A 12,671-nucleotide genomic window follows, 5' to 3' on the forward strand; every position below is an offset into this window, starting at 1 on the left:
ACAGGACATGTCCGAAAAAGGCGCGGTCGTCATCGATCTCAAATTCGAGCAGCGTGAAATGCACGCGGCCCTTGAGGGAGCGTTTCCCGGGCGAACCATCCTGCATGCCGCAGACAAGTCGGCGGATCTGTCCCAGGCGCGCTATGCGGTCATGTGGAAGCCGGATGTCGATCTCTTCCAGCGCGCGCCGAACCTCGACGTGCTCTTCTCCGGCGGCGCTGGCGTCGATTCAATCCTCGCCACACCCGGACTGCCGGATCGCCCGATCGTCCGCTTCGTCGATCAGAGCCTGACGACACGCATGAGCGAATGGGTTGTCCTGCAGGCGCTGAGCCACCTGCGACAGATGCCGACCTACCTTGCCCAGCAGCGTCGCAGCGAATGGCGTGAGCTCGCCCAGCCGGAGGCAAAGGACCTGACGGTCGGCGTCATGGGTCTCGGCAAGCTCGGTCTCGATTCCGTCGCCAAGCTGAAGATAATGGGCTTCAACGTCGTCGGCTGGTCACGCAGTGCCAAAGTGATCGAAGGCGTCGAGACGTTCGATGCCGATGGGCTGAACGCATTTCTCGGCCGCACCGATATCCTTGTCGGCCTCCTGCCGCTGACGCCGGAGACCCGCGGCCTGTTCGATTCCTCGCTGTTTGCAAAACTTCGCCAGGGCGGCGCTCTTGGCAAACCGATCTTCATCAACGCCGGCCGCGGCGGCAGCCAGGTCGAGGCCGATCTCGTGTCGGCGCTCGAGACTGGCATGCTGGGTGGAGCGTCACTGGATGTGTTCGAGCAGGAGCCATTGTCGAAGGAGAGCCCTTTCTGGTCCATGGACAACGTCATCGTGACGCCGCATGCGGCCTCCGCATCGGATATCCGCGCACTGTTTCGCAATGCCGAGGTGCAGATGCGGCGGTTCGAAGCCGGTGAGGCACTGCAGCACGTCGTGGACCGCACAGCCGGCTATTAGCCTCTGTTCCGATCCCGAGGGGCCGAAACGGAACCATTCGCACCAACCCGCGGTTTAGCTGGCATGGACCGGCGTGACGACGATGATGCCGGCAATGGAGGAGTGATCATGAACACCCGTTTCGATGCCGACAAACCCACACCGAACGTTTCGCGCGGCACAAGTTCCAACCCGAACGGCGCACCGGTTCAGGAAACTGCGACCGAAGCGCGGCAGGGTTCCTACGGCAAGCCGATGCTGATCGTGCTGGTTTGCGGTCTCGTTCTTGCGGTCGTCGCCTGGAGCGGCGCCGAGTGGTGGGGCGAATCGACAGATGCTCCGACGGAGCAAACCGCCACGCCGCCGGCTGGTAGCACGACACCTGGCAACTCTACCGGCGCAGCACCCAGCAACGCACCGGTCACCCAGCCGCAGGCCCCGACAACCAATGATCGTCCCTCCGGAAATCCATGATTGGCCCGTCTCGTTCGGCCGCGATCTCGCGGCCGAATTGCGTTCTGGACTTGCCAAGTCATTTGCCGATAAGACTTTGCCCGGGATTGGCGCAGGGTTTCGAAATCTCGCGAGACGCCGATGTGGTGGAGCCGGCCGTCTGGCCGGGCAGGGGCAGGCATGACGAAGACTGATATTGCGACCAGGGTTTATAACCACACCTGGAAGCTCGACCCGATCATACGCAGTCTGATCGACACCGATTTTTACAAGCTGCTGATGTTGCAGATGATCTGGAAACTTTATCCGGACGTCAACGCGACTTTTTCGGTCATCAATCGGACGACCAGCGTGAAACTCGCCGAGGAAATCGACGAGGCTGCCTTGCGCGAGCAGCTCGATCATGCCCGCACTGTCGGTCTTTCCAAGAAGGAAATGATCTGGCTCACCGGTAACACCTTCTACGGCAAGAAGCAGATTTTCGAGCCGGAATTCCTGACCTGGCTTTCGACGTTCAAGCTGCCGGAATACGAACTTTCCAAGCATAACGGCCAATACGAGCTGACCTTCCACGGCAAGTGGATGGAGACGACGATGTGGGAAATCCCCGCATTGGCGATCATCAACGAAATGCGGTCCCGCTCCGCCATGCGGACGCTCGGCTATTTCACCCTCGATGTGCTCTATGCCCGTGCGAAGGCCAAGATGTGGGAGAAGGTCGAGCGTCTGCGCACGCTTCCCGGCCTTCGTATCTCCGATTTCGGCACGCGGCGCCGCCACAGCTTCATGTGGCAGCGCTGGTGTGTCGAGGCCCTGAAGGAAGGCATCGGCGGCGCCTTTACCGGGACGAGCAACGTGCTCCTGGCAATGGATTCCGATCTCGAAGCCGTCGGCACCAACGCGCACGAACTTCCCATGGTCGCCGCAGCCTTGGCGGAGACCGACGAGGACCTGCGTCAGGCACCCTATCAGGTGCTGAAAGACTGGAACCGGCTTTATCACGGCAACCTGTTGATCGTGCTTCCCGATGCGTTCGGCACGGCCGCTTTCCTGCGCGACGCTCCGGACTGGGTTGCCGACTGGACCGGTTTTCGTCCCGACAGCGCGCCGCCGATCGAAGGAGGCGAAAAGATCATCGCCTGGTGGAACAAGATGGGGCGTGATCCGAGAGAAAAGCTGCTGATCTTTTCGGACGGTCTGGATGTCGAAGCAATCGTCGATACCTACCGCCATTTCGAGGGACGGGCACGCATGAGCTTCGGCTGGGGGACAAACCTCACCAATGATTTTGCCGATTGTGCGCCACAGGAAATCGCCGGTCTCAAGCCGATCTCGGTCGTCTGCAAGGTGACCGAAGCGAATGGCCGCCCCGCCGTCAAGCTTTCCGACAATCCCCGCAAGGCAACCGGCGAACCGTCGGAAGTCGAGCGGTATCTCAAATTCTTCGGTCAGGAAGACCGCGTCGACCAAAAGGTCGTCGTCTAGTCATTTCCGCAATCAAAAAGGCCCGGCGAGGAAGCTCGCCGGGCCTTGTCTGTCTGGTGATGTCAGACCGAACTTACTGCTCGATCACCTGAACCACGGTGTTGGTTTCCGGATCAACGATGACGCGCTGGTTGTTGACGACCGTGTACGCGTATTTCGGATTGCTCGGCACAGGCGTCACGACGACGGTCTGCGGGATCCGCTTGCCGACGGCGATCGGCTGCTCGACCCTGTAGGCGGTGGTAGGCAGCGGCTGTTCCTGGACGTAGGTCACGACTTCGCGCGGTGGCGGGTCGATTGCTGTCCCGGCAACGGCGCCGATAACGCCACCAACTGCAGCGCCAACCGGGCCGCCAACGATCGCGCCGGTGACCGCGCCGCCTGCGGCGCCTGTAACAGTACCCTGCTGTGCAAAGGCTTGGCCGGCAAAGGCTGTCGCGAGGATGATGCAGGAAGCAAATGTCAGCTTCTTCATGGTGGTTCTCCTTTTTCTATACGCTCGGGCCTAACAACGGTAGAACTCGCAAACTCGTTCCGGAGCGGTTGTCACCTTTCGTAACCGGATGTAACGTTGTGCGGCGCTCTTGGCATCGGCGGATGTGGAGCAGGGCTTGCCTCTGCCGCGCTTCCGCCTATGTTTTCCTTCAACGCGCAGAGGAATTTGATGTGGAATACCGATTTCTGATTGTCGAAGACAGCTTGCTTGTCGCCATGGACATCGAGGATGCCGTCCATCGCAGCGGGCACGACGTCGTGGGCATTGCACCCGACATGACCGTTGCCTTGAACTACACCCGCGAGACCGACATCGCTTTCGTGGATGTCAGGCTGGCGGATGGGGAGACGGGTCCTGAAATCGCCAAGACGCTTGCCGAATTCGGCATCATCGTCATTATGATCACGGGCAATCCGGGTCTTGTCGCATCCGGAGTTTCAGGCGTTGTGGGCGTTATGGCAAAGCCCCTGACCGATCAGGCCTCCATGGATCTCATCCAGTTTGCGGTGGATCGCAAGAATGGCCGTCAGGGAACGCCGCCGGCAAGGCTGCGGCTGTTCCACTAATTGGTCTGTCCATAGCCGCATCAAGCGGTTATGACGTTACGCAAAGCAATTGCGGGACGATCGATGCGGTATTTCATCACTGGCACGGCGGGATTTATTGGCTTTCATCTGGCGCGGCGTCTGCTCCAGGATGGTCACGAGGTTCTCGGCTTCGATGGAATGACGCCCTATTACAGCCTCAAGCTCAAGGAAGCGCGCGTCGCCGGCCTCGTGCAGTTTCCCTCCTTCCGCCCCGTCGAGGCGATGCTGGAAGACCGGGAAACGCTGCAGGCGGCAACCCGCGAATTCAAACCTGACGTGATCGTCCATCTCGCCGCCCAGGCGGGCGTCCGGTATAGTCTCGAAAACCCCAAGGCCTATCTCGATAGCAATCTGATCGGATCGTGGAACGTGCTCGAAGCGGCCCGCGAAGCCAATGTCGGCCACCTTCTGCTAGCCTCGACCTCCTCGGTCTACGGTGCCAATCCGGATATTCCCTTCCGCGAAACCGACAAGGCCGACGAGCCGCTCACCTTCTATGCGGCCAGCAAGAAGGCAATGGAGGCGATGGCCCATAGCTACGCCCATCTCTACAAGATCCCGACCACGGCCTTCCGCTTTTTCACCGTCTACGGCCCCTGGGGCCGGCCGGACATGGCGCTGTTTAAATTCGTCAAGGCGATGATCGAGGATCAGGAGATCGAGATCTACGGCGAAGGCAAGATGAGCCGCGATTTCACCTATATCGACGACCTCGTCGATTCGATCGTGGATCTCGCGTCGATCATCCCATCTGAGGAAAACCGCGTCGCCGGTATCGACACGCTGTCGCATCAGGGTCCGTTCCGCATCGTCAATATCGGCGGTGGTCAGCCTGCCGGTCTGATGGATTTCGTCGAAACGATCGAGAAGATCATGGGCAAACCGGCGAAACGGAAAATGCTGCCGATGCAGCAGGGCGACGTCCCCCGCACCTTCGCAAGCCCCGACCTGCTGCTCGCACTGACCGGCCGCAAACCCGAGATCGGCCTCAACGAGGGCGTCGGCGCTTTCGTCGAATGGTATCTGGAACACCGCAGCCAGATCGACTAGCGCTCGGGATATTCAACGGGGAAGTCTGAAGATTGGGTTGGGAAGTGATGGCGGACAGAGCGGGATTCGAACCCGCGATACGCTCTCACGTATACACACTTTCCAGGCGTGCGCCTTCAACCACTCGGCCACCTGTCCTTAAAACCGACGCAAGCCTTGGGCGAAGCAGCGGTCGGCGCGATATATACCAATGAATTTCCAAGGATCAACCGGAATCTGGACGATTTGCGCCAGTTGCACAAATCTTATGTCATGCGTTGTCACGGATCAGGCTTGCCACTATTTTGCTTCCTGCAGCGATTGAGTGCCATCAGGGGAGCCTGCGATGAGGACAGTAAGGTTTCTGATGCGGGCTTTGAGCCTCGCGGCGCTCATCGCAGCCGTCGTCGCCGGCGCGATGGACTCGGTCAATTCGGTTTCCTCCTCCTCGGTCGTCATGACGAGCCTCGGCAATGCCTGGCTGAATTTCGATCCCGAAGGCCTGACGATGGCGGAGATTTCCGCCAATTCCTATGTAGGCTCGGATATCTGGCGTCCCTACGTGGCCCCGGTTCTGGCGCAGCCGGCCTTTGCGATCTTTCTCGGGCTGGCACTGTTTTTCTGGATGGTCGGATACAGGAAACCCGCGCCGTTCGGGCGTTTTTCTGCTAGATAGGGCGAGAGGCAGGCGAGGCGCGCCTCACTCGGGAGGTTGAAATGTTCTTGATCGATATGTTCAGCAAGAAAACTGTCATGCCATCGGTCGAAAAGGCCCTGCCCGGCAGAGAGACACCGGTCGCAACGTCGGACCATCATTTCGTCAACGGCCGCGCGCTGAAGGAACCCTATCCGGAAGGTCTGGATGTGGCGTATTTCGGCATGGGTTGCTTCTGGGGCGCCGAGCGGCTGTTCTGGCAAATCCCGGGCGTTCATGTCACCTCGGTCGGCTTCGCGGGCGGCTTAACCCCGAACCCGACCTATCACGAGACAACAACCGGGCTGACCGGTCACGCGGAAATCGTGAAAGTCGTGTTCGATCCGGAGATCGTCTCCTACCGTCAGCTTCTGAAGCTGTTTTTCGAGGAGCACGATCCGACGCAAGGGATGCGGCAGGGCAATGATATCGGCACGACCTATCGGTCCGCGCTCTATACCACGTCGGCAGAGCAGGTGGTTGCGGCCGGCAAGGCGCTTGCCGCGTTTCAGGCTGCATTGACTGCTGCGGGGCGTGACGTCTCGATCACGACCGAGATCGCGCCGATTGGCAATTACTACTACGCCGAGGAGTGCCATCAGCAGTATCTGGCGAAGAACCCCGGCGGCTATTGCGGCTTGCGCGGAACAGGTGTGAGCTGTCCCGTCGCCTAGCCGGGCTGGCTGCCTAAAATCATCCCAGGCCGCTATGGATTTGAGCGACGCCCGCGCGAATTTGGTGAAGCCTTGAGCAGGGTTGAGACCTGCCTGTGGTTTTTTACCAAACGAAAAAAATCTCGTGAAATTTTCCAACACCCATGCAAGAGTATTCGACAGCCAAGCCTTCGAAGAGGGGGGCAGGTGACCGTGAGCGATACCTTTGTGAGGCGCTGCGGGAGGACCTAACTTAAAAAAACAGGGCTGAATGATGAAAAAAACACTTTTGAGCCTCGTCGCCGTGGCCGCGCTGTCGTCGACAGCGATCGCCGCTGAAGTCAAGCCGGCGCTCGTCTATGGCACCGGCGGCAAGTTCGACAAATCGTTCAACGAAGCAGCCTATGCCGGCGCCGAGCAGTTCAAAAAGGAAACCGGCACCGACTATCGCGACTTCGAGCCGAAGGACGATACGCAGGGCGAGCAGGCTATCCGCAACTTCGCAAGCCGCGGATATAACCCGGTCGTCGCCGTTTCCTTTGCCTGGACTTCGGCGATGGAGAAGGTTGCCGCGGAATTCCCGGACACCAAGTTCGTCATCGTCGATTCCGTCGTTGACCTGAAGAACGTGCGTTCCGTTCTCTACAAGGAAGAGGAAGGCTCGTATCTCGTCGGCGTTCTCGCAGGCCTCGCCTCGAAGACCGGCAAGGTCGGCTTCATCGGCGGCATGGATATTCCGCTGATCCGCAAGTTCGGTTGCGGCTATGCCCAGGGCGTCAAGGCAGCAAAGCCTGATGCGCAGGTGTTCCAGAACATGACCGGCACGACCGGCGCTGCCTGGAACGACCCGGTTCGCGGTGGCGAGCTCACCAAGAACCAGATCGATCAGGGTGCCGACGTCGTTTACGCGGCAGCAGGTGCGACCGGTCTTGGCGTGCTTCAGACGGCGGCCGACAACAAGAAGTTCTCGATCGGCGTCGACAGCAACCAGAACCACCTTCATCCGGGTTCGGTCCTGACCTCGATGGTCAAGCGCGTCGATCTGGCTGTCTACAATGCCTACAAGGATCTGAAGGACGACAAGTTCACGGCCGGCATCCAGTCGCTCGGCGTCAAGGAAGACGGCGTTTCGGCTGCGATCGACGACAGCAACAAGTCGCTGATCACCCCTGAAATGCAGGCAGCCGTCGACAAGGCCAAGGCTGACATCATTGCCGGCACCGTCAAGGTTCACGACTACATGTCGGACAACGCCTGCCCGATGTAAGCAGGTAACCATCAAAGGGCGCATGGCGATCGATGTCGTCATGCGCCCTTTTTGTATATCCAGTGGAAGGGCGGATCATTGAGCTTCGAACCTGCGAAAGAGCCGGCGATCGAACTTGTCGGGATCGACAAGAAGTTTGGCGCTGTGCATGCGAACAAGAACATCAACCTCACGGTTGCCAAAGGCTCGATCCACGGCATTATCGGCGAAAACGGCGCCGGTAAGTCGACGCTGATGTCGATCCTCTACGGATTCTATCAGGCCGATGAGGGCGAGATTCGCATCTCCGGCAAGCCGGTGACGATCCGCGACAGCCAGGCCGCGATCTCGTCGGGCATCGGCATGGTGCACCAGCACTTCATGCTGGTTGAAAATTTCACGGTGCTCGAGAACGTCATGCTGGGCGCCGAGGGAGGCCAGTTGCTGCGCCGCGGCGTGGCCAGCGCCCGCAAGGAGCTGAAGCGTCTGGAGGACGATTACGGCCTCGACGTCGATCCTGATGCGGTCATCGAGGAATTGCCCGTCGGTCGCCAGCAGCGTGTCGAGATCCTGAAGGCTCTCTATCGCGGCGCCGAAATCCTCATTCTCGACGAGCCGACCGGAGTGTTGACACCGCCCGAGGCGGACCACCTGTTCAAGGTCCTGCGCGTGCTGCGCGACCAGGGCAAGACGATCATTCTCATCACCCACAAGCTGCGCGAGATCATGGCGATCACCGATACGGTCTCCGTCATGCGCCGAGGCGAGATCGTGGCCACACGCAAGACTGCCGACACGACCGTCGAGGAACTCGCCGAACTGATGGTCGGTCGCCGGGTTCTGTTGCGTGTCGAAAAGGGCGCGGCCGATCCGGGCAAGGTTCTGCTGTCGGTCAAGAACCTCACCGTCAAGGATAGCCGCGGCGTGACGATGGTCGACGACGTGTCGTTCGAAGTCCGCGCCGGCGAGATCGTCGGCATTGCCGGTGTCGCTGGAAACGGCCAGTCGGAACTGCTGGAGGCCATCGCCGGCATCCGCAAGCCGTCCTCCGGCGAGATCATCGTCAACGGCCAGTCGATTGCCGGTTCAGATCCCGCCATATTGCGCGCGCTCGGCCTCGCGCACATTCCGGAAGACCGCCATCATATGGGCCTCGTCCTCAAATTCGAGGAATATGAGAACTCCATCTTGGGCTATCATCGCGATCGCCGCTATGGCGGTGCGATGCTGGATCTCGACGCGATCCGCAAGCAGGCCGAGGAACAGATCGTCAAATACGACATCCGCCCCCCGAATGCGCGGTTGAAGACCGCCAATTTCTCCGGTGGCAACCAGCAGAAGATCGTCGTCGCCCGCGAGATCGAGCGCGATCCGGATGTGCTGATCATTGGCCAGCCCACCCGCGGCGTCGATATCGGCGCGATCGAGTTCATCCACAAGCGCATCATCGATACGCGCGATGCCGGCAAGGCCGTGCTTCTGGTCTCGGTCGAACTCGACGAGATCCGCTCCCTGTCGGACCGCATCCTTGTCATGTTTGCCGGCAAGGTCGTCGGTGAAAAGTCGGGCGAGGCGGCTGAGCAGACACTGGGCCTGATGATGGCCGGGATCGCAGCATGATCCGGCCGGGAATGATATTTTTGGAGTTTACGATGCCTGGGCTTCTCCCTGCAAACGACCGGAAGGGAGAGGGCGCATGAGCACCGCATCCGTGCCCCTGCCTGGCTGGATCAATTACGGCGTCATCCCGCTGATCAACCTCGCGCTCGCCTTCTTCTTTTCCGGCATCGTGGTGTGGGCGATCGGCGAAAACCCGTTCGAAGCGCTGCAGCTGCTTCTGGTCGGTGCGCTTGGCCGCGGCGAAGGCATCGGCTTCACCCTGTTTTACACCACGAGCTTCATCTTCACCGGCCTGTCGGTCGCAGTCGCCATCCATTCGGGCCTGTTCAACATCGGCTCGGAAGGCCAGGCCTATCTCGGTGGTCTGGGCGCTGCGCTGGTGGCGCTCTCGCTCGATGCCTATGTTCCCTGGTATGTGACGATGCCGTTTGCGGTGGTCGGGGCAGCGCTCTTCGGTGCCGCCTGCGCCGCCATCCCTGCCTGGCTTCAGGCAAAGCGCGGCAGCCACATCGTCATCACCACCATCATGTTCAATTTCATCGTGTCGTCGCTGATGAACTACGTGCTGGTTCACATGCTGATCGTGCCCGGGAAGATGGCGCCGGAAAGCCGCACGTTTTTGCCGGGCGGCCAGTTGCCCAAGCTCGATTGGCTGATCGCCATGTTCGGCGGCAAGCTCGGTGCGGCTCCGCTCAACTTCTCGTTCCTGATCGCACTCATCATGTGCTTCCTCGTTTGGGTTCTGATCTGGCGCACCAAGCTCGGCTATGAAATGCGCACGCTCGGCATCAGCCCCTCTGCCGCAAGCTATGCCGGTATCGGGTATTCGAAGATCGTCATGATCACGATGCTGATCTCCGGAGGCCTTGCCGGCATGATGGCGCTGAACCCGGTCATGGGGGCATCCGCCCGTCTGCAGATCGAATTTGTCGGCGGCGCCGGCTTTGTTGGCATCGCGGTATCCCTGATGGGACGCAACCACCCGGCCGGCATCGTTCTTTCCGCGCTCCTGTTCGGCATCCTCTATCAGGGCGGTGCCGAGCTTTCGTTCGACATGCCGGCGATCACGCGCGACATGATCGTCGTCATCCAGGGCATGGTCATCCTGTTTGCCGGAGCGCTCGAATATATGCTTCGACCGGCCATCGTGCGTGCCTACCAGCAGTTTGCCCGATCACCGGCAGGGGGGAGATAGGCGCATGGATTATTTCGAAGTTTTCATCAGCATTCTCGGTTCTGCGATCCGCCTGTCGATCCCACTGCTGTTTACTGCACTCGCTGGCCTGTTTTCCGAGCGCGCCGGTATTTTCGACATCGGGCTTGAAGGCAAGATGCTGGTATCGGCATTCGCCTCGGCCTGCGTCGCCTATTACACCGGCAATGCCTGGGCGGGACTGGGCGCGGGCATCGTCACCGCCATCCTCTTCTCCATGCTGCACGGCTTTGCCTCGATCACCAATCGTGGCAACCAGATCGTCTCCGGCGTGGCGCTGAACTTCATCGCGGCGGGCCTCACCATCGTGCTCGGCCAGGCCTGGTTCAGCCAGGGCGGACGCACGGGACAGGTTCCGGCATCCGGCCGCTTCTCCAGCATCACCCTACCCGGCGCAGACATGATGCGTGAGGTGCCGATCATCGGTCCGCTCTATGCGAACGTGATCTCGGGCCACAATATCCTGACCTACATCGCCTTCCTGATGGTGCCGCTGTCGTGGTGGATCCTCTACCGTACGCGCTTCGGCCTTCGTCTTCGTGCCGTCGGTGAAAATCCCGGTGCGGTCGATACGGCCGGCATCTCGGTCAGCTGGCTGCGCTACAGGGCGTTGATCGTCACAGGCTTCCTCGCAGGCTTTGCCGGTACTTATCTCGCGATCGCGCAGTCGGCGGCCTTCATCAACAACATGTCGGCCGGCAAGGGCTATATCGCGCTTGCGGCGCTCATCTTCGCCAAGTGGAAACCGGTGCCGGTCATGTTCGCCTGCCTGCTGTTCGGCTTCCTCGATGCCTTCGCGAATTTCATGCAGGGCAAGTCGCTTCCGCTGATCGGCGAGGTGCCGGTGCAGATTTTCCAGGCGCTGCCCTATATCCTCACCTGCGTACTACTCGCCGGCTTTATCGGGATTGCCCGCCCGCCCAAGGCCGGCGGTGTCCCCTATACCAAGGAGCGCTAATCGCGATGTCCGAATTTTCGCCACACGACCTGTTCGAAGCTGCCCGCGATGCCATGTCGAAAGCGCATGCGCCCTATTCCAAGTTCCCGGTCGGCGCTGCCATCCTTGCCGATGACGGCAAGGTCTATCTCGGCGCCAATATCGAGAACCTGTCCTTCCCTCAAGGCTGGTGTGCCGAACCAACTGCAATCGGCGCCATGATCATGGGCGGCGGCAAGAAGGTGAAGTCGCTTGCGGTGATTGCCGAAAAGCTTCCGCTCTGCACGCCCTGCGGCGGCTGTCGCCAGAAGATCTCCGAATTCGCCTCTGCCGATACGCTCATCTATCTCTGCGATGACGCCGGCGTGCAGAAGACCGTGACTATGGCAGAACTTCTGCCCTACGCCTTTGAGACGGATACGATCGGATGAGAGACGTCATCGATCTGCTCGTCGATCGGCTGGACGGCCTCATTCCGCGCCATGCGATCGTGCTGGGCTCCGGCCTCGGAACGCTGGTGGAGGAAGTCCGCGATCAGGTTCGTATTCCCTATACGATGCTGGAGGGCTTTCCCGTCAGCGGCGTCACGGGCCATGCCGGCGAACTGGTTGCCGGGTACCTCGGCGAAGAGCCTGTGATCATGCTGTCCGGCCGTGCCCACTATTACGAGCACGGCGATGCCAAGGCGATGCGCTTTCCGATCGAGGTCATGCGCGGGTTGGGTGTCCAGACCATGATCCTCACCAATTCCGCAGGCTCGCTCCGGGAAGACATGCCGCCGGGTTCGGTCATGCAGATCTCCGATCACATCAACTATTCCGGCATGAACCCGTTGATCGGCGAACGCGGCGACCAGCGCTTCGTCGGCATGACCTCGGCCTATGATGCGGGCCTGACGCTGGATATGCGCAATGCCGCGATACGAGCCGGCATTCCGCTGTTTTCCGGCGTCTACATGTGGTTCTCAGGCCCGAGCTTCGAAACGCCTGCGGAAATTCGCATGGCACGAACGCTCGGCGCCGATGCCGTCGGCATGTCCACCGTGCCGGAAGTCATCCTCGCCCGCTATTTCGGTATGAAGGTCGCAGCAGCGTCCGTGATCACGAATTTCGGCGCAGGAATGACGGGTGCCGAACTCAGCCACGATGAAACCAAGGATATGGCACCGGTCGGCGGCCAGCGGCTGGCTGCCGTCCTCAAGGAAATGCTGGCCTGATTCCCGTTTCAATTCAGCTGGATAGCTGTCCGCCGGCGACCGCACGCTTCCCGACGGCTTGCATATAATCCTTTCAACGATAAATATGTCCGCTCTTTAAGGGAG

At 60.3% G+C, this 12,671-nt stretch carries 14 protein-coding genes and 1 tRNA gene; 13 read left to right on the top strand and 2 right to left on the bottom strand.

Features of this window, described 5'->3' with window-relative positions; all coding sequences use genetic code 11:
- Window positions 1-7 precede the first annotated feature (7 nt).
- From ACQY1P_RS06100 to pncB, 3 genes are all read left to right on the top strand, one after another.
- Complete coding sequence (locus ACQY1P_RS06100; protein ID WP_430255692.1) at window positions 8-958, top strand: 2-hydroxyacid dehydrogenase; 951 nt, start codon at window positions 8-10, stop codon at window positions 956-958.
- 108 nt (window positions 959-1,066) lie between these two features.
- Window positions 1,067-1,411 (top strand): hypothetical protein, encoded by a 345-nt coding sequence (locus tag ACQY1P_RS06105; protein ID WP_139283899.1) that lies wholly within the window; start codon window positions 1,067-1,069, stop codon window positions 1,409-1,411.
- Window positions 1,412-1,570: 159 nt separating this feature from the next.
- The gene (pncB, locus tag ACQY1P_RS06110; RefSeq protein ID WP_062578663.1) at window positions 1,571-2,875 is read left to right on the top strand and encodes a nicotinate phosphoribosyltransferase; all 1,305 of its coding nucleotides are present in this window, start codon (window positions 1,571-1,573) and stop codon (window positions 2,873-2,875) included.
- Window positions 2,876-2,948: 73 nt separating this feature from the next.
- On the opposite strand, the gene ACQY1P_RS06115 is transcribed toward pncB, so the two are convergent.
- A complete protein-coding gene (locus tag ACQY1P_RS06115; protein WP_430255694.1) occupies window positions 2,949-3,350 on the bottom strand; it encodes a DUF1236 domain-containing protein in 402 nt (133 codons plus the stop codon).
- A gap of 191 nt (window positions 3,351-3,541) precedes the next feature.
- On the opposite strand from ACQY1P_RS06115, the gene ACQY1P_RS06120 reads away from it, so the two are divergent.
- Both ACQY1P_RS06120 and ACQY1P_RS06125 read left to right on the top strand, forming a co-directional pair.
- Window positions 3,542-3,937, top strand: a complete 396-nt coding sequence (locus tag ACQY1P_RS06120) for a response regulator (RefSeq protein ID WP_062454141.1) — start codon at window positions 3,542-3,544, stop codon at window positions 3,935-3,937.
- A gap of 63 nt (window positions 3,938-4,000) precedes the next feature.
- The gene (locus tag ACQY1P_RS06125; RefSeq protein WP_430250648.1) at window positions 4,001-5,008 is read left to right on the top strand and encodes an NAD-dependent epimerase/dehydratase family protein; all 1,008 of its coding nucleotides are present in this window, start codon (window positions 4,001-4,003) and stop codon (window positions 5,006-5,008) included.
- 48 nt (window positions 5,009-5,056) lie between these two features.
- Here the strand turns inward: ACQY1P_RS06125 and ACQY1P_RS06130 are convergent.
- Window positions 5,057-5,146: transfer RNA gene (locus ACQY1P_RS06130), tRNA-Ser, on the bottom strand.
- Between the two features lie 187 nt (window positions 5,147-5,333).
- Between ACQY1P_RS06130 and ACQY1P_RS06135 the strand changes: the two genes are divergently transcribed.
- From ACQY1P_RS06135 to ACQY1P_RS06170, 8 genes are all read left to right on the top strand, one after another.
- On the top strand, window positions 5,334-5,663 hold the full coding sequence (locus ACQY1P_RS06135; protein ID WP_062454139.1) for a hypothetical protein: 330 nt from the start codon (window positions 5,334-5,336) through the stop codon (window positions 5,661-5,663).
- Window positions 5,664-5,704: 41 nt separating this feature from the next.
- A complete protein-coding gene (gene msrA / locus ACQY1P_RS06140; RefSeq protein WP_430255696.1) occupies window positions 5,705-6,355 on the top strand; it encodes a peptide-methionine (S)-S-oxide reductase MsrA in 651 nt (216 codons plus the stop codon).
- Window positions 6,356-6,608: 253 nt separating this feature from the next.
- Window positions 6,609-7,601, top strand: coding sequence for a BMP family lipoprotein (locus ACQY1P_RS06145; protein WP_062580101.1), 993 nt, complete (start codon window positions 6,609-6,611; stop codon window positions 7,599-7,601).
- Window positions 7,602-7,679: 78 nt separating this feature from the next.
- Complete coding sequence (locus tag ACQY1P_RS06150; RefSeq protein WP_430255698.1) at window positions 7,680-9,200, top strand: ABC transporter ATP-binding protein; 1,521 nt, start codon at window positions 7,680-7,682, stop codon at window positions 9,198-9,200.
- A 76-nt stretch (window positions 9,201-9,276) separates the two neighbouring features.
- The gene (locus ACQY1P_RS06155) at window positions 9,277-10,395 is read left to right on the top strand and encodes an ABC transporter permease (protein ID WP_430255700.1); all 1,119 of its coding nucleotides are present in this window, start codon (window positions 9,277-9,279) and stop codon (window positions 10,393-10,395) included.
- Between the two features lie 4 nt (window positions 10,396-10,399).
- Window positions 10,400-11,371, top strand: coding sequence for an ABC transporter permease (locus ACQY1P_RS06160; RefSeq protein ID WP_062454135.1), 972 nt, complete (start codon window positions 10,400-10,402; stop codon window positions 11,369-11,371).
- Between the two features lie 5 nt (window positions 11,372-11,376).
- Window positions 11,377-11,781: a cytidine deaminase gene (locus ACQY1P_RS06165; protein WP_062454134.1), complete on the top strand. Its 405-nt coding sequence runs from the start codon at window positions 11,377-11,379 to the stop codon at window positions 11,779-11,781.
- Window positions 11,778-12,566 carry a purine-nucleoside phosphorylase gene (locus ACQY1P_RS06170; RefSeq protein ID WP_062454133.1) on the top strand — a complete coding sequence of 263 codons (789 nt, stop codon included), beginning with the start codon at window positions 11,778-11,780 and terminating at the stop codon, window positions 12,564-12,566. The genes ACQY1P_RS06165 and ACQY1P_RS06170 overlap by 4 nt, the downstream gene beginning before the upstream one ends.
- Window positions 12,567-12,671: the final 105 nt, after the last annotated feature.

Source organism: Neorhizobium sp. DAR64872/K0K18 (assembly GCF_050500175.1).
GTDB classification, from domain to species: Bacteria; Pseudomonadota; Alphaproteobacteria; order Rhizobiales; family Rhizobiaceae; genus Neorhizobium; species Neorhizobium soli.